Annotated in this window: 17 protein-coding genes and 1 pseudogene; 3 read left to right on the forward strand and 15 right to left on the reverse strand. The window is 60.7% G+C overall.

Annotated elements, in window-relative coordinates:
* Positions 1–62 precede the first annotated feature (62 nt).
* From hutH (K5E40_RS25050) to hutC, 9 genes are all read right to left on the reverse strand, one after another.
* On the reverse strand, positions 63–1,595 hold the full coding sequence (hutH, locus tag K5E40_RS25050) for a histidine ammonia-lyase (protein WP_221733117.1): 1,533 nt from the start codon (positions 1,593–1,595) through the stop codon (positions 63–65).
* Between the two features lie 117 nt (positions 1,596–1,712).
* Positions 1,713–3,236, reverse strand: a complete 1,524-nt coding sequence (hutH, locus tag K5E40_RS25055; protein ID WP_221733118.1) for a histidine ammonia-lyase — start codon at positions 3,234–3,236, stop codon at positions 1,713–1,715.
* Positions 3,237–3,370: 134 nt separating this feature from the next.
* On the reverse strand, positions 3,371–4,201 hold the full coding sequence (locus K5E40_RS25060; protein ID WP_221733119.1) for a glycine betaine/L-proline ABC transporter ATP-binding protein: 831 nt from the start codon (positions 4,199–4,201) through the stop codon (positions 3,371–3,373).
* Complete coding sequence (locus K5E40_RS25065; RefSeq protein WP_221733120.1) at positions 4,198–5,049, reverse strand: proline/glycine betaine ABC transporter permease; 852 nt, start codon at positions 5,047–5,049, stop codon at positions 4,198–4,200. Before K5E40_RS25065 ends, K5E40_RS25060 begins: the two co-directional genes overlap by 4 nt.
* 70 nt (positions 5,050–5,119) lie before the next feature.
* Positions 5,120–6,088, reverse strand: coding sequence for an ABC transporter substrate-binding protein (locus K5E40_RS25070; RefSeq protein WP_221733121.1), 969 nt, complete (start codon positions 6,086–6,088; stop codon positions 5,120–5,122).
* A 70-nt stretch (positions 6,089–6,158) separates the two neighbouring features.
* Complete coding sequence (locus K5E40_RS25075) at positions 6,159–7,631, reverse strand: cytosine permease (RefSeq protein WP_221733122.1); 1,473 nt, start codon at positions 7,629–7,631, stop codon at positions 6,159–6,161.
* A gap of 174 nt (positions 7,632–7,805) precedes the next feature.
* Positions 7,806–9,488, reverse strand: coding sequence for a urocanate hydratase (hutU, locus tag K5E40_RS25080; RefSeq protein ID WP_221733184.1), 1,683 nt, complete (start codon positions 9,486–9,488; stop codon positions 7,806–7,808).
* 429 nt (positions 9,489–9,917) lie between these two features.
* Positions 9,918–10,487: a HutD family protein gene (locus tag K5E40_RS25085; RefSeq protein WP_221733123.1), complete on the reverse strand. Its 570-nt coding sequence runs from the start codon at positions 10,485–10,487 to the stop codon at positions 9,918–9,920.
* Positions 10,484–11,194 (reverse strand): histidine utilization repressor, encoded by a 711-nt coding sequence (hutC, locus tag K5E40_RS25090; protein WP_221733185.1) that lies wholly within the window; start codon positions 11,192–11,194, stop codon positions 10,484–10,486. Before hutC ends, K5E40_RS25085 begins: the two co-directional genes overlap by 4 nt.
* 145 nt (positions 11,195–11,339) lie before the next feature.
* On the opposite strand from hutC, the gene K5E40_RS25095 reads away from it, so the two are divergent.
* Complete coding sequence (locus K5E40_RS25095; protein WP_221733124.1) at positions 11,340–12,704, forward strand: formimidoylglutamate deiminase; 1,365 nt, start codon at positions 11,340–11,342, stop codon at positions 12,702–12,704.
* Positions 12,705–12,826: 122 nt separating this feature from the next.
* On the opposite strand, the gene K5E40_RS25100 is transcribed toward K5E40_RS25095, so the two are convergent.
* Positions 12,827–13,396, reverse strand: coding sequence for a lipocalin family protein (locus K5E40_RS25100; protein ID WP_221733125.1), 570 nt, complete (start codon positions 13,394–13,396; stop codon positions 12,827–12,829).
* A 30-nt stretch (positions 13,397–13,426) separates the two neighbouring features.
* Positions 13,427–13,681, reverse strand: coding sequence for a lipoprotein (locus K5E40_RS25105; protein ID WP_042557222.1), 255 nt, complete (start codon positions 13,679–13,681; stop codon positions 13,427–13,429).
* 282 nt (positions 13,682–13,963) lie between these two features.
* Between K5E40_RS25105 and K5E40_RS35740 the strand changes: the two are divergent.
* Positions 13,964–14,998 (forward strand): annotated as a pseudogene (locus K5E40_RS35740) (cache domain-containing protein); the annotation flags it as partial.
* A 93-nt stretch (positions 14,999–15,091) separates the two neighbouring features.
* Positions 15,092–15,856 carry a methyl-accepting chemotaxis protein gene (locus K5E40_RS35745; RefSeq protein ID WP_401139223.1) on the forward strand — a complete coding sequence of 255 codons (765 nt, stop codon included), beginning with the start codon at positions 15,092–15,094 and terminating at the stop codon, positions 15,854–15,856.
* Between the two features lie 107 nt (positions 15,857–15,963).
* Here the strand turns inward: K5E40_RS35745 and K5E40_RS25115 are convergent, their stop codons facing one another.
* The 4 genes from K5E40_RS25115 to K5E40_RS25130 all read right to left on the reverse strand — a co-directional run bounded on the left by K5E40_RS25115 (position 15,964) and on the right by K5E40_RS25130 (position 22,849).
* On the reverse strand, positions 15,964–16,566 hold the full coding sequence (locus tag K5E40_RS25115; protein WP_221733127.1) for a DUF924 family protein: 603 nt from the start codon (positions 16,564–16,566) through the stop codon (positions 15,964–15,966).
* Between the two features lie 3 nt (positions 16,567–16,569).
* The gene (locus tag K5E40_RS25120; protein ID WP_221733128.1) at positions 16,570–17,580 is read right to left on the reverse strand and encodes a class 1 fructose-bisphosphatase; all 1,011 of its coding nucleotides are present in this window, start codon (positions 17,578–17,580) and stop codon (positions 16,570–16,572) included.
* 323 nt (positions 17,581–17,903) lie between these two features.
* Entirely contained in the window at positions 17,904–19,268 is a 1,365-nt protein-coding gene (locus tag K5E40_RS25125; RefSeq protein ID WP_221733129.1) for a DUF3999 domain-containing protein, read from the reverse strand.
* On the reverse strand, positions 19,265–22,849 hold the full coding sequence (locus K5E40_RS25130; RefSeq protein WP_221733130.1) for a DUF2339 domain-containing protein: 3,585 nt from the start codon (positions 22,847–22,849) through the stop codon (positions 19,265–19,267). The genes K5E40_RS25125 and K5E40_RS25130 overlap by 4 nt, the downstream gene beginning before the upstream one ends.
* Positions 22,850–23,088 lie beyond the last annotated feature (239 nt).

Below are 23,088 nucleotides of genomic sequence, written 5' to 3' on the forward strand. Positions count from 1 at the left end.
AGCCCGCTCCCACATTTGGAATGCGTTCCCCTGTGGGAGCGGGCTTGCTCGCGAAAAGGCCATCACAGGCTCGGCAAAAGCTTGGCTGGAACCAGCTCGCTCAAGCAACGCGATGCCAACAACTCAGTCGCGGCATTGATGTCCGGCGCAAAGAACCGATCTTTCTCATAGAACGGCACTTCCTTACGCAAAATCGCCCGGGCCTGTTCCAACTTCGCCGAGGTTTTCAGACCGTTACGCAAGTCCAGCCCCTGGGCCGCCGCCAGCCATTCCACCGCGAGAATCCCACGGGTATTCTCGGCCATTTCCCACAGACGCTTGCCGGCCGCCGGGGCCATCGAGACGTGGTCTTCCTGGTTGGCCGAAGTTGGCAGGCTGTCCACCGAGTGCGGATGGGACAGCGCCTTGTTTTCGCTGGCCAGTGCCGCCGCCGTCACTTGGGCGATCATGAAGCCAGAGTTCACGCCGCCATTGGCCACCAGGAACGGCGGCAGTTGCGACATGTGCTTGTCCATCATCAGCGAGATGCGGCGTTCGCTCAGCGAGCCGATTTCAGCGATGGCCAGGGCCATGTTGTCAGCGGCCATGGCCACCGGTTCGGCGTGGAAGTTACCGCCGGAAATCACATCGCCTTCAGCGGCGAACACCAACGGGTTATCCGACACGGCGTTGGCTTCGATCGCCAGCACTTCAGCCGCTTGACGGAACTGGGTCAGGCACGCGCCCATGACTTGCGGCTGGCAGCGCAGCGAGTAAGGGTCTTGAACCTTTTCACAGTTCTGGTGCGAGTCGGACACTTCGCTGCGCTCACCGAGCAGATCACGGTAAGCGGCAGCCGCGTCGATCTGGCCTTTCTGGCCACGGGCGGCGTGGATACGCGCGTCGAACGGCGAGCGCGAGCCGAGCACCGCTTCAACCGTCAAACCGCCCAGCGCCAGGGCGCCAGCGAACAGGTCTTCACCTTCAAACAGACCGCGCAACGCATACGCAGTAGACACCTGAGTACCGTTAAGCAGCGCCAGACCTTCCTTCGCCGCCAACGTAAGCGGTGTCAGACCGGCGACTTTCAGCGCTTCGGTCGCCTCCATCCACTCGCCCTTGTACCGTGCCTTGCCCTCGCCCAGCAGCACCAGCGACATGTGCGCCAATGGCGCCAGATCGCCTGAAGCCCCGACCGAACCTTTCAGCGGAATGTGCGGATAAACCTCGGCGTTGATCAGCGCGATCAGCGCATCGATCACCACACGGCGGATGCCGGAGAAACCACGGCTGAGGCTGTTGACCTTGAGCACCATAACCAGCCGCACCAGCGCATCGCTGATCGGCTCACCGACACCGGCGGCGTGGGACAACACCAGCGAACGCTGAAGGTTTTCCAGGTCTTCGCTGGCGATGCGGGTCGAGGCCAGCAGGCCGAAACCGGTGTTGATGCCGTAGGCCGTGCGGTTCTCGGCGAGGATCTGCTCGACGCAGGCGACGCTGGCTTCGATCTGTGCCGAGGCGCTGTTGTCGAGGCTCAGCTTGACCGGGTTTTGAAAAACGTCACGCAATTGGGCCAGGCTCAGTTGGCCGGGGATCAGGTTTAGCGCAGTCATTTAAATGCTCCTTTTGAGAGTTTGTTATTAACTACCAGTCGCTCCGGAGCATTCCGTTATCCGTCGTTTCTCGTCTTTTGGGCGATCCACGCCTTGGCACGCTGGTATGGGTAATGGTCAGTGCAAATTCGGTAATACGTTGTGCAGCAAATTCGTGTCCTTCAAAACGCTCGCAGCCGCGGCGATATCCGGCGCCAGCCAGCGGTCCTGATCGTAGGCCGGGACTTTCTCACGCAGCAGTCGCCACGCGATATCAGTGCCCGCGCCAAAGCGCTGCTCCTTGAGGAATTCAAACGCTTGCGCCGCCAGCAGATATTCGATGGCGAGGATCTGCGTGCAGTTTTCCAGGGCGCGATGCAGCTTCAGCGCAGCGTTGGTGCCCATGCTCAGGTGGTCTTCCTGCAAGCCTGAGGTGATGTAGTTGTCGAGCACCGCCGGTTGCGCCAATTGACGGTTTTCGGCGCACAGCGACGCGGCGACGTATTGCACGATCATCATCCCCGAGTTCACCCCCGGGTTGGCCACCAGAAACGCCGGCAAACCACTGACGTGCGGGTTGACCAGACGATCGAGACGACGCTCGGCAATCGAGCCGATTTCGGCCACGGCAATCGCCAGCAAATCCGCGGCCATCGCCACCGACTGACCGTGCGGGTTGGCCTGGGACATGACCCGGAAATCGTCCGGCGTACCCAGTAGCAGGGGGTTGTCGGTGCAGCCGTTGAGTTCGGCTTCGACCTGTTTGGTTGCGTGTTGCAACTGATCGCGAGCGGCGCCATGCACCTGCGGGATCGAACGGATGCTCAAGGCGTCCTGAGTGCGAATGCCTTTGTTTGAGGCGATCACTTCACTGCCATCCAGTAACGCGCGCAGATTGACGCCAACCTGCTGCATGCCCGGGTGCGGCTTGAGCGCGATGATCTCGGCATCGAACGCCGCAATCTGTCCGCGCTGGGCTTCGAAACTCATCGCGCCGATCACGTCGGCCCATTGCACCAGACGCGTGGCATCGGCAATCGCCAGGCAACTGAGGCCGGTCATGCACGGCGTGCCGTTGACCAGGCACAAACCGTCCTTCGCCCCCAGTTGCACCGGTTGCAGCCCCTCTTCAGCCAACGCCTGTTGCGCAGCAACGATCTGCCCTCGATAGCTGACATTGCCCACGCCCAGCAGCGCAATGCCGATGTGCGCCATGTGGGTCAGGTAACCCACCGAGCCTTGCGACGGCACTTGCGGGGTGATGCCGCGATTGAGCAGCGTCAGCAGTGCTTCGACCACCCGGCGATGCAGGCCGGACTTGCCTTGGCTGAAGTTGCGGACCGCCGCGCAGATGATCGCGCGGGTCTGTTCGTCAGGCAGTACCGGGCCAACGCCGCAGGCGTGGCTGAGCAAGGTGTTGCGCGACAACTGGCTGAGTTGTTCGTCTTTGAGCGAGACGTTGGACAACCCGCCCAGACCGGTATTGACGCCATAAGCGCGCTCACCGCTGACGACGATGCGCTGGACGATGGCCTGGGCGTTTTCGATGCGCGCCCAGGTCTCGCTCGACAGCTCAAGTTGTGCGCCGTGCCGGGCGACGGCGACCACGTCCTGCCAACTCAAAGGGGCGCCGGTGATAACGATTTTTTCAGCCTGGGACATCTAAAACCTCAACCGTAATATTGATGCAGCTTTACCGACGCCTTCGCGAGCAAGCCCGCTCCCACAGGGGACGCATTCCAAATGTGGGAGCGGGCTTGCTCGCGAAGGGGCCGGACCAGCCAACACAAAACTGCCTAAACCACCGCCGCCCGCCGCTGCACGAAGCGGTCGACATACTCGTCCGCCGGCGAGTGCAGGATCTCGCGTGGCGTGCCGACCTGAATCAGCTTGCCGTCCTTGAGAATTGCAATGCGATTCCCGATGCGCACGGCCTCGTCGAGGTCGTGGGTGATGAAGACGATGGTCTTGTGCAGGGTCTTTTGCAGCTCCAGCAACTGGTCCTGCATCTCGGCGCGGATCAGCGGATCGAGGGCGCTGAATGCTTCGTCCATGAGGATGATGTCGGTGTCCGCCGCCAACGCGCGGGCCAGGCCGACACGCTGACGCATGCCGCCGGAAAGCTGATGCGGGTATTTGTTTTCGTAGCCCTTGAGGCCCACGGTGTTGATCCAGTGCAGCGCGCGTTCAGAGCACATCTGCTTGCTCTCGCCGCGCACTTTCAGGCCGTAGGCGACGTTGTCGAGGACGGTCTTGTGCGGCAGCAGGCCGAAGCTCTGGAACACCATGCTGATCTTGTGCCGACGAAATTCGCGCAGGGCATCCATGTCGTATTGCAGGATGTCCACGCCGTCGACCAGGATCGCGCCACTGGTCGGGTCGATCAGGCGATTGAAGTGGCGCACCAGCGTCGATTTGCCGGAACCTGAGAGGCCCATGATCACGAAGATCTCGCCCGTGCCGATGCTCAGCGACAGGTCGTTGACCCCGACCACGCAACCGGTCTCGCTCAGCACCTGATCCTTGGTCTTGCCCTGGCCGACCATGGCCAGTGCATCCTTGGCGCGGTTGCCGAAAATCTTGAAGACGTTTTTGACTTCGATCTTGCTCACGGTTGCGTCGCTCATTTGCTCACCTCATGCCGTGGCCGCCCATACGCTTGGGTAATGCGGTCGATGACCACTGCGAGAATCACGATCGCCAGACCGGCCTCAAGACCGCGCCCGACGTTGAGGGTCTGAATGCCCACCAGTACATCTTCACCCAGACCACGGGCACCGATCATCGAGGCGATCACCACCATCGACAGGGCCATCATGGTGGTCTGGTTGATCCCGGCCATGATGCTCGGCAGGGCCAGCGGCAGTTGCACGCCGAACAGTTGCTGCCAGCGGTTGGCGCCGAAAGCATTGATGGCTTCCATCACCTCGCCGTCGACCTGGCGAATGCCCAGATCGGTCAGGCGAATCAGCGGCGGCGCGGCGTAGATGACGGTCGCGAAAATCGCCGGCACCTTGCCCAGGCCGAACAGCATCAGCACCGGGATCAGGTACACGAAGCTGGGCATGGTTTGCATGATGTCGAGCAGCGGCATCAACACCGAACGCAGGCGATTGCTGCGTGCCGAGAGAATCCCCAGCGGGATGCCGATCAGCACCGAAATGATCGTCGCGACCATCATCAGCGCCAGGGTTTGCATGAGCTTGTCCCACAGGCCGACAGCGCCCACCAGGAACAGCAAACCGACGATCACCGCGGTGGTCGCCACTTTGCGTGTTGCATGCCAGGCCACGGCACCGACGATCGCCAGCATCAACCACCACGGTGCCGCACGCAGCATGCCTTCGAGGTTGACGATGGCCCACAGCAGCGTGTCGGAGATGTGGCGGAACACATCGCCGTAATTGGTCACCAGCGAATCGACCCAACCGTTGACCCAGTCGGCGATGGAAAAGGTAAAGCTTTCGGGAAACATAAGAGACTCTCAATCAAGGGGTTGCGATCAAGCGTCCGACTGCCGATGCCGGCAGCCGGAGAAGCTCAACCTACAAGGCCGCGTCGATTTTCCTGGCGGCGTCGTCGCTCACCCACTTGTGCCAGACTTCAGGATGTTCCTTGAGGAAGATTTTCGCCAGTTTTGGCGACTCGATACGTTCCTTGGCCATGCGCCCCAGATTCTGGTTGAGCAGATCAATTGGCAGGTTGACCTTTTCCAGCACGGCCACCAGTTCCGGGGCTTCGTCGTGGAAGGTTTTCGACAGCCCGACCTTGATACTCACAGTCTTGTCGACACCCGGTTTTTCTTCGAGTTTGACCAGATCAACCTGGCCCATCAGCGGGGTGGGCGACCAGTAGTAGAACAGGATCGGCTCGCCACGCGAGTAGCTCGACAGCACCGCCGCATCCAGCGCCGGGCCGGTGCCCGGACGGAAGTTGGTGTAGCTGCTTTCCAGACCGTAGCTCTTGAGCATTTCGCTGTTGTCCAGCTCGCAGGTCCAGCCAGCCGGGCAGTTGTAGAAACGGCCTTTGGAAGGCTCTTCGGCGTCCTTGAACACGGCGGCGTATTTGCCCAGATCGGCAATGTTTTTCAGGTCAGGGGCTTTGGGCTCAAGCTTGCGCTTGGCATCGCCTTCGACCACATAGCGCGGCACGTACCAGCCTTCAACGGCGCCCACGATCGGCGCGCCGACACCGATGACCTTGCCGGCCTTCTCGGCCTTGTTCCAGACCTCGCTGCGGCCGACCCACTCTTCAGCGAACACTTGAATGTCGTTGCTGCTCAGAGCGTTTTCCATGGTGATGGAGTTGCCCGGCAAGCTATCGGTCTTGCAGTCGTAACCTTTCTCCAGCACCACTTGCAACACGTCGGTCAGCAGCATGCCGCTTTCCCAGTTCAGACCGGCGAATTTCACCGGTTTGCCCGATTCGCACCAGCCGGCCGCCTGGGTGGCGCCGGCACTGGCAAGCAGGCCCATCGAAAGCAGTGTGGTCAGCAGGGTCTTGTTCGATTTCATTGTCGTGACGCTCCTAATCATGAGTTGGGCTTACGGCAGTCAAGAGGCATCCAGCCCTGTTCACGTCCAATCAGGCCTGCGCCGCAGCGCGACTGGCCCTGTTTTTCTCAGGTTGTGCATCGCTGTCCTGCTCGACCGGCAGAATCAGGTGATCGGGCACCGTGCTGTGCCATTTTTTTGCGCACACGTAATAAACGGCGGCGGGCAGCACCAGGCCGATGATCCAGGAAATATCCACGTCGCCGAGGGCGGCCACCAGCGGGCCGGTGAAGAACTTGGTGGAAATGAACGGCAGTTGCACCAGCACACCGAACACATAGACGCTGATACCGAGGACGTTCCAGCGGCCATAGCGACCATTCGGATCGGCCAGCGCCGGCACGTCATAGCGCTCGCGAGTGATGCAGTAGTAGTCGACCAGGTTGATCGCGCTCCAAGGCGTGAAAAACGCCAGCAGGAACAGGATGAAGGACTTGAACGCACCGAGGAACGAGTGCTGACCGAGCAACGCGATCAGCGTTGCCGCACCGACGATGACCACCACGAAAACCAGACGTTGCAAGCGCGAGACCTGCAGATGACCTTTGAAACCACTGATGATGGTCGCGATGCACATGAAGCTGCCGTAGGAGTTCAGCGTCGAGATGGTGACCTTGCCGAACGCGATGCTGAAATACAGCAACGCAGCGGTGGCACCGGTTCCGCCCAGACCGACGATATAAGCCACTTCATGGCCGGCGAACTGGCCGTTGGCCGAAGCCGCAGCGAACACACCAAGGATCATCGCCACTTGTGCGCCAATCACCGAACCGGCGCCCGCAGCGAAAAAAGTTTTCACCGCTGACGTCTTGCTCGGCAGGTAGCGGGAATAGTCAGCCACATAAGGGCCGAAAGCGATCTGCCAGGACGCCGCGAGCGACACCGCCAGCAGAAAACTGCTCCAGCTAAAGTGACGGATTTGCAGGAGTGCACCGACGTCGGTCTGACTCATCAGACGCCAGAACAGAAAGACGAAAGCAATCACGCCAATGACGCTGGCGACACGGCCAATCCAGTGGATCACCCGATACCCCATCACCGTGACCAGCACGATGACACTGGCGAAGATCAGAATGCCGATGCTGTCGCTGACGCCAAACAACTGGCCCAGCGCCTGGCCGGAAAGCACCGTGCCCGTTGCGGTGAAACCCAAGTACATCAGGCACACCAGCACGATCGGGATGGCCGCACCATAAACGCCGAACTGCACGCGGCTGGAAATCATCTGCGGCAGACCCAGTTTCGGCCCTTGCGCCGCATGCAGCGCCATCACCCCGCCGCCCAGCAGTTGACCGATCAACAGACCGATCAACGACCAGAACACATCACCGCCCAGCACCACGGCCAACGCCCCGGTGACAATCGCGGTGATTTGCAGGTTGGCACCCATCCACAGGGTGAATTGGCTAAACAGACGACCGTGTCTTTCCGCTTCCGGGATGTAGTCGATCGAACGCCTTTCGATCAACGGTTTGTTGCCTGCACGATCGGGGTTAACAGCCATGATTCAACCTCTGTGGATTGTTATTCGAGTTCACTGAGCGTCTTGCGTGGGTTGCTTTTGGTGGGAACGGGCTTGCTCGCGAAGGGGTCGGCACATTCGAAACATGTGCTGATTGATCCACCGCATTCGTGAGCAAGCCCACTCCCACCCAAAGCATTTCCCACAGAGTTACGTTTATTGACCGGTAATCATCGGCAGGTTCAGCCCCTGCTCCTTCGCGCAGTCGATGGCGATCTGGTAACCGGCATCGGCATGACGCATGACACCGGTGGCCGGGTCGTTGTGCAGCACGCGGGCGATTCGCTCGGCCGCTTCGTCCGTACCGTCGCAGACAATCACCATGCCCGAGTGCTGCGAGAAGCCCATGCCGACGCCACCGCCGTGGTGCAGGGACACCCAGGTCGCGCCGCTCGCGGTGTTGAGCAGAGCGTTGAGCAGTGGCCAGTCGGACACAGCGTCGGAACCGTCCTGCATCGATTCGGTTTCGCGGTTCGGGCTGGCCACCGAGCCGGAATCGAGGTGGTCACGACCGATCACGATCGGCGCCGACAACTCACCGCTACGGACCATTTCGTTGAATGCCAGACCCAGCTTGGCGCGCAGGCCCAGGCCAACCCAGCAGATACGCGCCGGCAAGCCCTGAAAGCTGATGCGCTCGCGGGCCATGTCCAGCCAGTTGTGCAGGTGGGCGTCGTCCGGGATCAGCTCTTTGACCTTGGCGTCGGTTTTGTAGATGTCCTGCGGATCACCCGACAGGGCCGCCCAACGGAACGGGCCGATGCCACGGCAGAACAGCGGACGGATGTAGGCCGGTACGAAACCCGGGAAGTCGAACGCGTTCTCGACGCCTTCTTCCTGCGCCATCTGTCGGATGTTGTTGCCGTAGTCGAAGGTCGGGATGCCTTGCTTCTGGAATTCCAGCATCGCTTTGACGTGCACTGCCATCGACTGCTTGGCGGCTTTGATCACAGCGGCCGGTTCGGTCTTGGCGCGGGCGCGGTATTCGTCCCAGGTCCAGCCGGCCGGCAGATAGCCGTTGAGTGGATCGTGGGCGCTGGTCTGGTCAGTGACCATGTCTGGACGCACACCGCGTTTGACCAGTTCCGGCAAAATTTCAGCGGCGTTGCCCAGCAGCGCGATGGAGATTGCCTTGCCTTCTTTGGTGTACTTGGCGATGCGCGCCAGGGCGTCGTCGAGGTCAGTGGCTTGCTCGTCGACGTAACGGCTTTTCAGGCGGAAATCGATGCTGACCTGCTGGCATTCGATGTTCAGCGAGCAAGCGCCAGCCAGGGTTGCAGCCAGAGGCTGAGCGCCACCCATGCCGCCCAGACCGGCGGTCAGGACCCACTTGCCGGTGAGGTTGTCGTTGTAATGCTGACGACCGGCCTCAACGAAGGTTTCGTAGGTGCCTTGGACGATGCCTTGGCTGCCGATGTAGATCCAGCTGCCGGCGGTCATCTGGCCGTACATGGCCAGGCCTTTGGCGTCGAGTTCGTTGAAATGCTCCCAGCTCGCCCAGTGCGGGACGAGGTTGGAGTTGGCGATCAGTACGCGCGGGGCGTTGCTGTGAGTCTTGAACACGCCGACCGGCTTGCCGGATTGCACCAGCAGGGTCTCGTCGTCATTCAGGTTGGTCAGGCTCTCGACGATCTTGTCGTAGCACTCCCAGTTACGTGCCGCACGACCGATGCCACCGTAGACCACCAGTTCTTTCGGGTTTTCGGCCACTTGCGGATCAAGGTTGTTCATCAGCATGCGCAGCGGCGCTTCGGTCAGCCAGCTTTTGGCGGTCAGCTTGTTACCGCGTGCGGCACGAATTTCGACGTCACGGTGCTTTGTAAAAGGGGCAGTGGTCATTTTGTTGTCAGTCACGAAAAAGACTCCTCAGCGATCAATTCAAACCAACCCTGGTAGTGGGCAAGCAGCCTGTGCGCTTCAATGCGCGACAAGCGAATCAGTGGACGCTGCGGAGAGTCTCAAGCGACTCATACGCATACGTCTTTACTTGTACATACAAGCATATGCAATCAAGCGGCCAACTTGTTGAAGGGCCGTTCAAGAAACATAGCGGACGAGGTTGGAGGACGCCTGAATCAAGGGTTCTGGCGTGGTTTAAATTTTTTGCGGGGGGTGTTCAGGGCGTTGCGAGATTGTTACGAAAGCGTGGTTTTGCGCCACGCTGGGGCGTTCGGTAACAAGTTGGTGCGCCGGGGAAACAAGAAGTGTGAATACATGGGTGGCGAGGGGATTTATCCCCTCGCCACAGGATGTGTGACCCGATTCAGGTTAGCGTGCCGTCAGTTCGATTACGCAGCAACCGGCATTGACGGAGACTTCTACCAACCCGGTGTTACCGTCCAGTTGCAGGCAATCATGCCGGCCAAGTTGTGCCGTTTCCTCACCGACCGTCACGTGCAGCAACTCACTGACACTGAACACCAGCACCGTCCCCGCCGAGCTGAAAAACCGCTGCGCGCCGTCCAGCCATTGCAAGCGTGCGCTGTAGCGCTGCGGAGCATAGATCAGGTTGAAATCGCGAATCGCCCCACCAAGCAACGTGCAGGACACTTGGCTTTCCCCCCCGAAAGCGAACGGGTCGAGGGGTAACAGAGGCTGGGTGTCGTCACCGTCCACACACAAGGTCATGCCGTCACCCTGCAACACGGTGATCACCCGCTGATAACCGGCGAAGGTCGAAAAACCGCCCGACTCCGCGATATCGGCAATCGACAGGCGCCAGCCAAAACCATCCAGACCGGCACCCGCATCACGGGTGATTTCTTCAGTGCTGCCGCCGCCGTTCTTCCACGGCATGCGCGGGTAGCCTTCGGCGCGTAAAACTTTCAAACCATTCATTTATGAAAGCGTCCTTCCAGACGATGACGAGAACCTGGGTGAATCAGACGCGCAGCCGTCACCGGTTGACGCCCCGACCAGGTGCGGCGGCGAATCAGCAGGCACGGCTCGCCTTTTTCGATCTGCAGCAACTTGCACTCCGACGGTTCGGCAAGAATCGCTTCAACCACATGCTCGCCCTCGGTCAGCGGCGCGACCTGGTTGAGGTAGGCGTAAGGCGTTTGCAGGGTGAAGTCCTGCTTCAAGTATTGCGGGGCGACCAGCGCGTTGACGAAACGGTCTTCGATTTGCACCGGAATGTCGTTTTCGTAATGCACGATCAGCGAGTGAAAGACTTTCTGCCCTTCGCGCATGTCCAGCGCCAGCGCCCGCTCGGAACCGGCGGCCTCTTCTTCAAGGGTGATGACCTGGCAAGTATGGCGATGACCACGGGAGGCGATTTCATCAGCGATGTTGTGCACTTCGAACAGCGCGGACTGGCTCTTCGGTTCGGCGACAAAAGTGCCGACACCTTGCATGCGCACCAGCAGCCCGTCGGCGGTCATCTCGCGCAGCGCGCGGTTGATGGTCATGCGGCTGAAACCGAGCTGATTGACCAGTTCGCTTTCCGACGGCACGCGATAGTGCGGCGGCCAGTTACCGCTGTCGATTTGCTGGGTGATCATCTGTTTGACGCGGGCGTACAAGGGCGCCGGACTGTCGCCCATGTTCGCGGCCAACGGGGAAACTGGAGGCGGAGTCGGCACGGTGAATCCTTGTTCGTCGGTAGAAGTGGCTAGCTTGCCGGAGTTTACCGAGCAGGCAAACGTCTGTATATGTATATACAAATAACACACGATGGGGTGCTGAACCATGTCCGCTTTCTTTGCCGAACGCGCGCTGCTGCCTAACGGATGGGCCAATCATGTACGTCTTGAGGTCAGCGCCGATGGCGTGCTGACCCAAATCCAGGCCGATTCCACCGCAGAGGGCGCTGAACGGCTGAGCGGGCCGTTGCTGCCGGGCATGCCCAATCTGCATTCCCACGCGTTCCAGCGGGCGATGGCCGGACTGGCCGAAGTGGCGGGCAATCCCAACGACAGTTTCTGGACCTGGCGCGACCTGATGTATCGGCTCGTCGGAAAAATCAGCCCGGATCAACTCGGCGTGATCGCCCGCCAGTTGTACATCGAAATGCTCAAGGCCGGTTACACCTCGGTGGCCGAATTTCATTACGTACACCACGACAGCAAGGGTCAGCCGTACGCCGACCCGGCCGAACTGGCGTTGCGCATCAGTCAGGCCGCCAGTGACAGCGGCATCGGCCTGACGCTGCTGCCGGTGCTCTACAGCCATGCTGGTTTTGGCGGCCAGCCCCCGAATGACGGCCAACGCCGCTTCATCAACAGCACCGAAAACTACCTGAAGCTGCAATCGCGTTTGCAGCCGCTGTTGGCGCAGCAAAAGGCGCAATCGCTCGGCCTGTGCTTCCACTCGTTGCGCGCGGTCACCCCGCAGCAAATCAGCGAAGTGCTGGCAGCCAGTGACAAGCAGTGCCCGGTGCACATCCACATCGCCGAGCAGCAAAAGGAAGTCGATGACTGCCTGAGCTGGAGTGGTCGCCGCCCCCTGCAATGGCTCTATGAAAACACCGAAGTCGATCAGCGCTGGTGCCTGGTCCACGCCACTCACGCCAACCCGGAAGAAGTCACGCTGATGGCCAAGAGTCGCGCCATCGCCGGTTTGTGCCTGACCACCGAGGCCAACCTGGGCGACGGGATTTTCCCGGCCGTGGACTTCCTCGCTCAAGGTGGCCGCGTGGGTATCGGCTCTGACAGCCATGTGTCACTCAGCGTGGTGGAAGAATTGCGTTGGCTGGAATACGGTCAGCGTCTGCGTGATCAACGACGCAACCGCTTGTATGGCACGGATCAGCCGATGGTCGGGCGCACGTTGTATGACGCGGCACTGGATGGCGGTGCTCAAGCGCTGGGGCAACCGATCGGGGCGCTGGAAGTCGGTAAGCGGGCGGACTGGATTGTGCTTGATGGCAACGATCCGTACCTGGCGACGGCCAGTGGAGACGGGATTCTGAATCGCTGGTTGTTTGCCGGCGGTGATCGTCAGGTGCGTGACGTGCTGGTTAATGGCCAGTGGGTGGTGCGCGATGGACGGCATGCCGGGGAAGAGGACAGCAGTCGCGCCTTCACCCAGGTCCTGCGCGAACTCTTGGGCTGACACAACGCAAAAAATGTGGGAGCGGGCTTGCTCGCGAAAGCGATGTATCCGTCAACACTTCAGTCGACTGATACGCCCTCTTCGCGAGCAAGCCCGCTCCCACATTTGATAGACGGTGTTGGTTAATTCGAAGTCTTGGCCATCTGCCGGTCCGTGGTGCGCCAGATCAGTCGAGTGGTGTCGTAACCCTGCTGCCGCGCCTTGCTCAGCAGATCCTCACGCACCACGCCGTTGACAGTCGGCGTACGCGACAACAACCACATGTACTTGCGACTCGGGTCGCCGACGATGGCGGTCTTGTAGTCATCGCTGACGTACAACACCCAGTATTCGCCCTTCGCCACACCCGGTATCAGCCGTGAGAACCAGGTGTCGAACTCGACCCACAGCTTGTCGGTCTTGCCCGGCACCTGTGGATAAGCCGTACCCTTGACCTCTTGCCACTCCCAGTCTTTTGTCAGGCAGCGGTTGAACACCCCCATGTTGCCGTCGGGCTGAAGGGTGTAGCGAGCTTCGGATTGCGCGCAATGGCGCTGGAAATACATCGGCAAGCGCGCCAGTTCATACCAGGTGCCTTGGTAACGCTTGAGATTGACGCTGTTGACGGTTTTCGGCGCCAAAGGGTCCACGCCGGACGTGGCGCAGCCGGCCAGTACCAGGCCGGCAAAAAGGATTAGCAATAACCGCTTCATTCTTCTTCTCCGTGGGCGCGAAGCCCCGGTTTACTTCAGGCCTTGGCCGGAAAACATCAGCACTTTGTCACCGGCGTACTGCACGCTGATAAAGCTGTTCTTGTCGCCCCAGGTGCAACTGGACATGCCGAGCGCGCCCGAGCAATCGGTGGGTTTGCCGAGCAAGGTTTCAACCTCGGCCTTGGCCATGCCGGCCGAAAGCTTGGCATAGTTTTCCTGATTGACCTTGCTGCATGCGGCCAACAGCACGCAAAACGACAGCAGGGCGATAGATCGCAGCGACATGGTGTAACTCCTGAAACGAGGGGGGGATGGCAGGGTGCCAACCAGAAGCTTAGAAGAGAAAACCTGCTTCTGGTTCCGTGAGCGAACGGCTATTTATTAGCCCGCCCGTCTGGCTTTTGCCTTTAAATCAGAGACTTTGTAAGGCTATTGAGCATTTCGTCGCCTTTCATCAAAGCCGCCTAATCTTTGGCGCGCAGCGGTCGAAATAAGAGCAGCGCAAAGCCCCCAAGTGTGGCAAATTGCCGCCCTTTCTTGACCAGCCCCTTCGCGGTAGTTCATTCGATGACCAGAAACCTGAAATTCAGCCACAAAATCTTGTTGGCTGCCGCCCTCGTGGTGGCCATTGCGTTCGCCTGTTTCATCTTTTTCAATGACTATCGACAACGCGAAGCCCTGGGCAGCAGCACCGAAGCAACAATGCAGGAGCTGGGCAGCCTGACCACCAGCAACATCCAGACCTGGCTGGAAAGCCGCATTCAGTTGCTGCAATCGCTTTCCCAGCAAGTAGCCATCGACGGTAACGCCCCGGCCAGCCTGAAACGCATCATCGACCTGCCGGCCTACACCGGTAATTTCCAGCTCAGCTACTTTGGTGGTGCGGATGGCGTGATGTTCTCCGTGCCTGCCGGCAATCGCGCGCCGGATTACGACCCGCGCGCCCGTGGCTGGTACAAAGCGGCCGACAGTGCGCAGCAAACCATCGTCACCGAACCGTACATCGCCGCCTCGTCGGGCAAACTGGTCATCACTGTTGCCACCCCGGTGCAGCGCCAAGGCCAGATGATTGGCGTCGCCGGTGCCGATATCGATCTGAGCAGCGTCAGCGCAATCATCAACTCGCTGAATTTCGGCGGCCATGGTCACGCGTTTATCGTCAGCGCCGATGGCAAGATCCTGATCCACCCGGACAGCAAACTGGTGCTCAAGACCCTCGCCGAGGCCTATCCGAACGGTGCGCCAAACGTCAGCCCCGGTTTGAAGGAAGTCGAGTTCGGCGGCAAGACGCAGTTGATCTCCTTCACTCACGTCAATGGCGTGCCATCGGCTGACTGGTACGTGGCGCTGGTGCTGGATAAAGACACCGCGTTCGCGATGCTCAGCGAATTCCGCACCTCGGCACTGATCGCCATGGTCATCGCCGTGGTGATCATCATCGCGCTGCTTGGCATGCTGATCCGTGTACTGATGCAACCACTGCTGACCATGGGCCGCGCCATGCACGACATCGCCGAAGGCGAAGGCGACCTGACCAAACGTCTGGTGATCCACGGCAACGATGAGTTCGGCGCGCTGGGCACATCGTTCAACCGTTTCGTCGAACGTATCCATACTTCGATCCGCGAAGTGGCCTCCGCGACCGGCCAGGTCAATGAAGTCGCCCTGCGGGTGGTCGCCGCGTCGAACTCTTCGATGTACAACTCCGATCAGCAAGCGAGCCGTACCAACAGCGTCGCCGCCGCGATCAACCAACTCGGAGCCGCCGCCCAGGAAATCGCCCAGAATGCCGCCCTCGCCTCGCAGCACTCCAGCGATGCGCGCAGCCTGGCCGTCGACGGTCAGCAGGTGGTGGATAAAACCATCCACGCCATGCAGCAGTTGTCGGCGAAGATCAGCGACTCCTGCGGCAACATCGAAACCCTGAACAGCAATACGGTGAACATCGGCCAGATTCTGGAGGTGATCACCAGCATTTCGCAGCAGACCAACCTGCTCGCGCTCAACGCCGCGATCGAAGCGGCCCGTGCGGGTGAGGCCGGGCGTGGTTTCGCCGTGGTCGCGGATGAAGTGCGCAACCTCGCACACCGCACTCAGGATTCGGCGCAGCAAGTGCAGGGCATGATCGAAGAGCTGCAAGTCGGCGCCCGTCAGGCCGTCAACATCATGACCGAGAGCCAGCGAGAGAGCGAAAGCAGCGTCGGCATCGCCAACCAGGCCGGCGAGCGCCTGGGCAGCGTGACCCAACGCATTGGCGAGATCGACGGAATGAACCAGTCGGTGGCGACCGCGACTGAAGAGCAGACGGCTGTGGTCGAGTCGATCAACGTCGACATCAACGAGATCAACACGCTGAATCAGGAAGGAGTAGAGAACTTGCAGGCGACGTTGCGGGCGTGCTCGGATCTGGAACAGCAAGCGGCGCGTCTCAAGCAATTGGTCGGCAGCTTCCGCATTTAAAGCGCTGCCACTGGCCCCTTCGCGAGCAGGCTCGCTCCCACATTGGAATGCATTTCAACTGTGGGAGCGAGCCTGCTCGCGAAGAGGGATTGAGTCGCGATGAAGATTTAGAACCCTGACCCCGGCCCAGACAGAAACTCCAATTCTTCAGCCGTAGACGCCCTTCCCAACACCGCATTGCGATGCGGAAACCGTCCAAACCTTGCAATCACTTTCTGATGCCGCTCGGCATAATCCAGATTGTCGGCAAACACCGCACGCTCTGCCTCCGGCTGTTCAGCCACCAATTCGATAAGCCGCGAAACCGCTTCGTTCTGCACCGCGAGGTTTTCGCAGTGTTCGAACACCAGATAGATGAATACCCGTTGAATCGGCTTCAGTTGCCGGTCGAAATCCGCAGCAATGCCTTGCGCGACGAATTTCTGCGCGCGCAGATCACCAGAGAACGCTTTGGGAGAATCGCGATAGATCATTCGCGGCAGTTGATCGAGCAACAGCACCACCGCTAGCCAACCTTCGGGACATTGCGTCCACTCGGTCAGTTCGCCCGCCAGGGCCTGATCGACAAAGACCCCGAACCGCTCACGCGCTTCGAGGTCTTGACTGTCTTTCTTGCCGAACCACAGCTTGCTCTTGTCAGCCGAAACCTCGTCCGGTGATTCGGCGTGACCGAACCACCAATCGAGCAACGGCTGCCAAGGCGCGTTCATGGCTTAAGCCTTGTGGTAGGCCGTGGCGCGTGCGACTTCTTCTTTCGAACCGAGGAACACCGCAACACGCTGGTGCAGACCTTCCGGCTGAATGTCGAGGATACGCTGGTGGCCGTCGGTGGACGCGCCGCCCGCTTGTTCCACCAGGAACGACATCGGGTTGGCTTCGTACATCAGACGCAATTTGCCTGGTTTGGACGGCTCGCGGCTGTCACGCGGGTACATGAACAGACCGCCACGGGTCAGGATGCGGTGCACGTCGGCAACCATCGCCGCGACCCAACGCATGTTGTAGTTCTTTTTCAGTGGACCATCTTCGCCGGCCAGCAACTCGTCGACGTAGCGCTGCACCGGGGCTTCCCAGTGACGCTGGTTGGACATGTTGATGGCGAACTCCTGAGTAGACTCAGGAATGGTGATGTCTTCGTGGGTCAGGACGAAGCTGCCCATTTCGCGGTCCAGGGTGAAGCCTTTGACGCCGTCGCCCAGGGTCAGGACCAGCATGGTCTGCGGCCCGTAGATCGCGTAACCGGCAGCGACCTGCTCGGTGCCAGGCTGCAGGAAAGCTTTTTCGTTCAGCGCTTCGTTCTGGCTCAGGTATTCGTTCGGGCAACGCAATACCGAGAAAATGGTACCGACCGGGGCGTTGATGTCGATGTTCGACGAACCGTCCAGTGGGTCGAACACCAGCAGGTAGGCGCCTTTGGGGTACTTGCCCGGGATCTGGTAGGCGTTGTCCATTTCTTCGGACGCCATGCCGGCCAGGTGACCGCCCCATTCATTGGCTTCGAGCAGGATCTCGTTGGAGATCACATCGAGCTTCTTCTGCACTTCGCCTTGCACGTTTTCAGTGCCCATGCTGCCCAGAACACCGCCCAGGGCGCCTTTGGACACGGCGTGGCTGATTTCCTTACAGGCACGCGCCACCACTTCGATCAGGAAGCGCAGATCGGCAGGAGTGTTGTTGCTGCGGGTCTGCTCAATCAAATAGCGACTCAAGGTAACGCGGGACATGGACGGCTCCGGTGGAATGGTGGGCTGAAAACCCGCGCAGTTTACAGGGAGTCTGAAAACGTAGCGAGCAAAGACGCCCGGTAACGTGCGTTGGGGTTCAATTGCATCTATCAGACGTGATCGGGCCCGGAGAGTTCAGGCACCGGATTTAGCGTAGTTGGAAACGGGATGGATGGTAGCTCGGGATTCTTGTCGACCGATTGGCCGTCTTCGCGAGCCAGCTCGCTCCCACAAAAGATCTCCCTTGAATACGGACTTGTGTCCACTGAAGATCAACTGTGGGAGCGGGCTTGCTCGCGAATGGCGCGCAGCGCCAGCCATTCTCAGGAGTTGGCAGGAGGCTTGCGCAGCAAACTCGCCGCCATCACCCCGAGGAACACCACACTCAACAACAACACCGCCCACAGCCCCAACTTCTTCCAGTTGGTTTCAACGACTGCCGTAGTGGCTGTTGTCGAGGCGGGCGTGTTGATGGCTTCGCCCTCTACCGTCGCCTTACCCAACGTCGCCAGTTTCTGCGGTTTGAAATCGGGAATCAGCGTAGCCAGCGGCAGGTTCGCCGTTTTCACCGTCGGATTGCCCAGCGCCAGGCTGTAAGGCCCTGCGCCACGCGCCAGAAAGATCACCTGCGTCGCCCGCACTGCGTATTTCAAGCTCGGCGCCTGCTCTCCCAAGCCGCCGCCGCGCTCATCTACGGTCAGTTTCAACTGCTGAACGGTCTGCCCGTAAAGCGACATTTCGTTCTGCACCACGTCCTGATCATTCTGTGTCAGGCGATACAGCAAGCCACTGCTCAACGTCTGCCACGGCAGGCTACTCTCGCGCCGTCCCGCCAACGTCACCGGTGCCAGGCTGTTCGGCTCTTTGAGTTCAACCTGCACCCGTTCGACGTTCAGCCCCATCGGCAACTGCCAGGTGTATTCCCCGGCCTTGGTGCTGCTGCCAGCCAATGCCTGAGACCAGACCAACGGCAGCGGTAGATTGCGCGGGTCGCTGCTTTTCACTTGCGCCAACGTCAGGTTCGGCGCCGAACTCGGTGAATCCCACAGCAAGCGCACATAGCGCGCCGATTGCCCCGGCAACGTCACGTCGTGCTGTTCGATGCGCTCATCGGAAAAGGTCAGGCGCGCCACTTGGCCTTCGCCCCACGGCTGCCAGTGCTGCAAGTCGTCACTGGCCTCAATGCTGAAGCGCTGGAAGCCGTCGCGTTCGCTGGTCCAGTCGAGAATCAATTGCTGCAACGGCGCCTTGATCGCACTCGCGTCGAGCAACCACCCGCGCAGCACTTCTTCGCCCGCCTCTAATTGGCTGGACGGCTGCACCTCGACCAGCGTGCCGTTGGTGGTCGATTGCACGCGCACGTTCGGTGCGTGCTCCGAGGCGTCGGCGGCGTTGTACAGCGGGAACCACTTCACGTCATGCAACTGCCCGTCGTCGCGGGTCTGCGCCGACTCGCGGGCCAAGGCGTAAGCCTGCGGTTCGCCGGCGGCATTGAATACGCGCAGATCGCTGAGATCGGTCTGGCGCGCCTGCAATTGCACATTCAGCGGCAGTTCGAGGCGATACCACGGGCCAGCCCCAGTCACTGAGAGCGGCACCTGCGTGGTGAAGTCCGCCGGTTTTTCCTGGGCGCCGGCAGTCATCACCACGCCCAACGCCAACCAACCCAGATTCAGCATACGACTCAAGATGAAACTCCTTCGGTGTTCGGGGTCGGTTTGTCCGCCACCGGGTCAGCTTCGGTGCGTTTGGGCGGCAGCGGCGCGAAGTAGCCGACCACCAGCAGCAACACGCCAACGCCGATAAACGAGACGATCCGGGCGAGGCCGCCACGGTTGCTCAATTCGACAAAAATCAGTTTGGCCACCACCAGCGCAATCAGCGCCGCGCCGATCAGCCACACTTCGCGGCGATGACGCAGATGCCCGCCGATCATCAGTCCCAGCGCCATCAGCGTCCAGACAATGGACAACCCCGCCTGCACCAGCATCGACGCCAGCAACTGATCGAGTTCGAACGGGATCCCGGCCCAATGATGTGCGGCGCGAGTCACCAACGCGGTGCAGAAGGCGAACAGCGAAACTCCGGCGATCAGTTGCGTGGCGTAATCGGCGTAGTCCTGTCGGATCGACAACTGCGACACCGTGCTGCGCGACCAGACATAAACGCCGAACAGCGCAAACAGCAGGCCCAGTTCCAGTGGGTTGAGCAGCGGCACGTAAGGCAGCGGTTCGGCGTTGCCATCGCTGATCCCGTTGGCCAGCCAGAACCAGCCGAGCATCAACACCGCCAACGGTGCAGCGGCGTACAAGCGGTATTGACGGGCAAACGCGGCGACGGGCCACGGCCAATTGCGCGGTGCGGCCGCCAGCAACAGATACAGGCTCGGCAAAATCGCCCAGCCCAACCAACGCCAAGCGTTGTATTGCTCGGACAACAGCAGCAAGCCGTAGCGCAGTTCCAGCGCCAGCACGCCGATCAATAGCCAGCAGCCCAGCACATGCGCAGTGCTCAAGGCCCGCGCCGACAGCATCGGCGCCAAGCGCCGCAAGCTGAGGAAATGCACCGCGAACACCACAGCCCACGCCAGCCAGCCGACGTCTGCCGCCGGGTGATAACGCGAATGCCAAGCCGTGAGCAAAACCAGCCCGGCGGCCGGCATCAACAAGGTGCACAGCAAACCCAGCGCCGGCCATTTCAAGCGCAGTGACAGCAGCGTCCACAATGCCACACTCAGTGCCGCGACCAGCAACAGCAGAGAGTCTTCAAGATTCACTGGCGCAAAGCCCAGCACTTCATTGACCCACGCGAACGTCCACCAACCGGCGCCCCACACCAGCAACACCTCGGACAAACGCTGCAAACTCAACACATCAAACGCCGACGCGTGATGACCCAGTTGCAGGCGCCAAGCGCCGATCATCGCGGCCAGGCTCAGCACCAACGGCGTCCAGAATCCGCCGTGCGCCAACGGCTTGTAACCTTCACTGGCCAACGGCCCAAACCACTCGGAACCGGCGAGCAAAAACGCCGCGCCGCCGATCACCTGCAACAGCAGACCGAAGACAAAACTCACCCGCTGCTTGAGGTACAGGCTCAGCCAGATGATCAACAAACCACTGGCCGCCCACACTGCGCTCGCGGTCTGCCACGGCAGGACAAACAGCACCGCCAGATTGATCAGCACCAGACCGGCCAGCAACACCACCGACAAGCCGCGCAGCAGACGCACATCGGCGCGCACCATCTCATCGCGAGCGGCCAGCAACATGCCGGCGATCAAGGCCAGCCCGATCAAAGAGGCACTGAGCAAACCGCTCCAGCCGGCGCTGAAAACCGCGGCCGAATCTACGCCCCCGCCTTGCAAGCGCAGCAGGAACAACGCGCCGCCCAGCAGTTGCACGGCAAACGCCGTGAACAGGAACGTGCGCGATTGCAGGCGCAGACCGACGAACAACGTCGCCAGACCGGCCAGCGCCCAACTGATCGCCGTGCCCTGAATGAAGAAGTACAGCGGCGCCAGCAGGTAAAGGCACGTCAGGCCCAGGCACGCCAGCACCGGCAGGCCATGGCGCTCCCAAGGCGAGGCCTGTTCCGGCGTGGCTTTGCGCAGTTGATAGAAGCTGAACAACAACGCGACGCCGAGCATCAGCGCACCTAACGGTGCCCCATCGAGCAGACTGCTCTCGCCGATGCGCAACTGACTGAGGAACGCCAGCGCCGACCCCAGTTGCAACAGCAAAGCAAAGGCCCGGGCGAATGGGCGATGCTGACGCAAGCCGAGCCAGAAAATCCCCGCGCCCTCCACTGCCCACGCCGCAGACGTCCAACGTGCATCGAGCCCGAGCGGAATCGCCAGACTGGCAAAAATCACCCCCAGCGCCAGACAGGTTTCGCCCAGCAGCACGGCACGCCCGGCCATCAACACTTTGGCCAGGCCCATGTAGATAATGCCCAGTGCAAGGGCGCTGAATGCCGCAGCGAATTCCAGATGCTGCACCAGCGCAAACTGCAAACCAAAGCCGACAATCGGCGGGCCGAACAGCATCGTCCCATCGACGTAATCACCCTTGCGCGCCGACCAGTGCAGCAGCGCCTCACGGTCTCCGTCTGCCGGAGCATCAGGCATGTCGAGTAGTTTTCGGCGGGCGAACAACAAGCCAATGGCCAGGTACATCAAGAAGAACAGAATCAGAAACGGCTCGGTGCTCCACAAAAGCTGCGGCGCATAAGAACGCAGCCCCCAGGCGAAACCGATGCCAAAGGTGCCAACAAAGCCAATCAGGTTGAGCAGGCGCCAAGCCTTGAACCAGGCGATGGCGAGGATGCCGGCGTTGAGCAGCGCGAAATAACTGAACAGCGCGACATGGTTGCCAGCGCCGGTCGAAGTCAGAATCGGTGCAGCGAAACCGCCGAGCGCGGCGACACACGCCAGCGCCAGGGCGTCCTGGGTAATCGCCAGAATCGCCGAGAACACCGTCACCGCCACCAACAAGCCCAGCGCGGCGGACGGCTCCAGCAACGGATGCAGGCGCATCGCCGCAAACACTGTCAGGTACAACACCGCGATGCCGGTGCCTTGCAGCATCAACGCATAACTGCTGTTGCGGTGCCGCAGCCACCAGCCCAGCGCCAGCAAGCCCAGTGCCGCGGCAGCGACCCCGGCGTAACGCAGTTCGATCGGCACCACCATGCCTTCAGTGGCATAGCGCAGCAGAAACGCCAGGCCGAAGAACAACAACACCACGCCAACGCGCAGCACGGTGTTGCCACCGAACAGCCAGTTGCGTGCCGCGCTGATGCCACGCTCGATCAGGTTCGGACCACGGGGCTCGGCGGGTTGTTGAGGTTCGGTGGTAACGGCTTCGAGGCGCCAGACATCGTCCGGCAGCGGTTGATTGGTTTCGTGGGCAGCGGCGGAGATCGGTACGAGTTCGGGCGGCAGTTCCCAAACGAGTTCGGGTGCCGGCGCCTGTTCAACGATTTTTGCGGGTTCGACGACAGGTTCACTGGCCGGTGCCGCACTCGACGGCGGTGCGGCTTGCACGGGCGTGCCTTCGAGCAGGAACAGCCGCTGCTCGACCGCCTGCAAGGCGACCTTTGCCTGTTCAAGTTGACGCTGTTGTTCGGCGGCCTGTTTGCCGATCCGGGCGATGCGCAGCGTTTGCCCAATCGCAAGTCCCAGCAGCGCACCCAACAGCGCCGTGCTGAACGACTCGTCAAGCAGCCAGCCGAGCACCAGCCCGATCAACATGAACATCCATTGCATGGTCGATATCCCTAAGCGGCCCCTTAAAGGGGCAATCCCGGCAGTTGCTTCAGTCTAGGCACAATCTAACGGTGGGAGCGGGCTCGCTCGCGAAGGCGTCGTCAGTCGATATTAAAATTGACTGATCCATCGCTTTCGCGAGCAAGCCGGCTCCCACCGGGGGCTTGTGGTGACTGATACATCCGGTAACCGGCGCTCAGTATATCGATCTGGCCCAACAAACGTTGGGCCTTACGCAC

Source organism: Pseudomonas baetica (genome assembly GCF_019733355.1).
Classification (GTDB): Bacteria; Pseudomonadota; Gammaproteobacteria; order Pseudomonadales; family Pseudomonadaceae; genus Aquipseudomonas; species Aquipseudomonas baetica_A.

What these genes read in the sequence shown, in the direction of transcription:
- K5E40_RS25105 (WP_042557222.1), bottom strand. Translation starts at nt 13,681, where the DNA reads ATGTCGCTGCGATCTATCGCCCTGCTGTCGTTTTGCGTGCTGTTGGCC.
- K5E40_RS25065 (WP_221733120.1), bottom strand. Translation starts at nt 5,049, where the DNA reads ATGTTTCCCGAAAGCTTTACCTTTTCCATCGCCGACTGGGTCAACGGT.
- hutU (WP_221733184.1), bottom strand. Translation starts at nt 9,488, where the DNA reads ATGACCACTGCCCCTTTTACAAAGCACCGTGACGTCGAAATTCGTGCC.
- K5E40_RS25100 (WP_221733125.1), bottom strand. Translation starts at nt 13,396, where the DNA reads ATGAAGCGGTTATTGCTAATCCTTTTTGCCGGCCTGGTACTGGCCGGC.
- K5E40_RS25075 (WP_221733122.1), bottom strand. Translation starts at nt 7,631, where the DNA reads ATGGCTGTTAACCCCGATCGTGCAGGCAACAAACCGTTGATCGAAAGG.
- K5E40_RS25085 (WP_221733123.1), bottom strand. Translation starts at nt 10,487, where the DNA reads ATGAATGGTTTGAAAGTTTTACGCGCCGAAGGCTACCCGCGCATGCCG.
- K5E40_RS25060 (WP_221733119.1), bottom strand. Translation starts at nt 4,201, where the DNA reads ATGAGCGACGCAACCGTGAGCAAGATCGAAGTCAAAAACGTCTTCAAG.
- hutH (WP_221733117.1), bottom strand. Translation starts at nt 1,595, where the DNA reads ATGACTGCGCTAAACCTGATCCCCGGCCAACTGAGCCTGGCCCAATTG.
- K5E40_RS25070 (WP_221733121.1), bottom strand. Translation starts at nt 6,088, where the DNA reads ATGAAATCGAACAAGACCCTGCTGACCACACTGCTTTCGATGGGCCTG.
- hutC (WP_221733185.1), bottom strand. Translation starts at nt 11,194, where the DNA reads ATGGGCGACAGTCCGGCGCCCTTGTACGCCCGCGTCAAACAGATGATC.
- hutH (WP_221733118.1), bottom strand. Translation starts at nt 3,236, where the DNA reads ATGTCCCAGGCTGAAAAAATCGTTATCACCGGCGCCCCTTTGAGTTGG.
- K5E40_RS25115 (WP_221733127.1), bottom strand. Translation starts at nt 16,566, where the DNA reads ATGAACGCGCCTTGGCAGCCGTTGCTCGATTGGTGGTTCGGTCACGCC.
- K5E40_RS25095 (WP_221733124.1), top strand. Translation starts at nt 11,340, where the DNA reads ATGTCCGCTTTCTTTGCCGAACGCGCGCTGCTGCCTAACGGATGGGCC.
- K5E40_RS25130 (WP_221733130.1), bottom strand. Translation starts at nt 22,849, where the DNA reads ATGCAATGGATGTTCATGTTGATCGGGCTGGTGCTCGGCTGGCTGCTT.
- K5E40_RS25120 (WP_221733128.1), bottom strand. Translation starts at nt 17,580, where the DNA reads ATGTCCCGCGTTACCTTGAGTCGCTATTTGATTGAGCAGACCCGCAGC.
- K5E40_RS35745 (WP_401139223.1), top strand. Translation starts at nt 15,092, where the DNA reads ATGTACAACTCCGATCAGCAAGCGAGCCGTACCAACAGCGTCGCCGCC.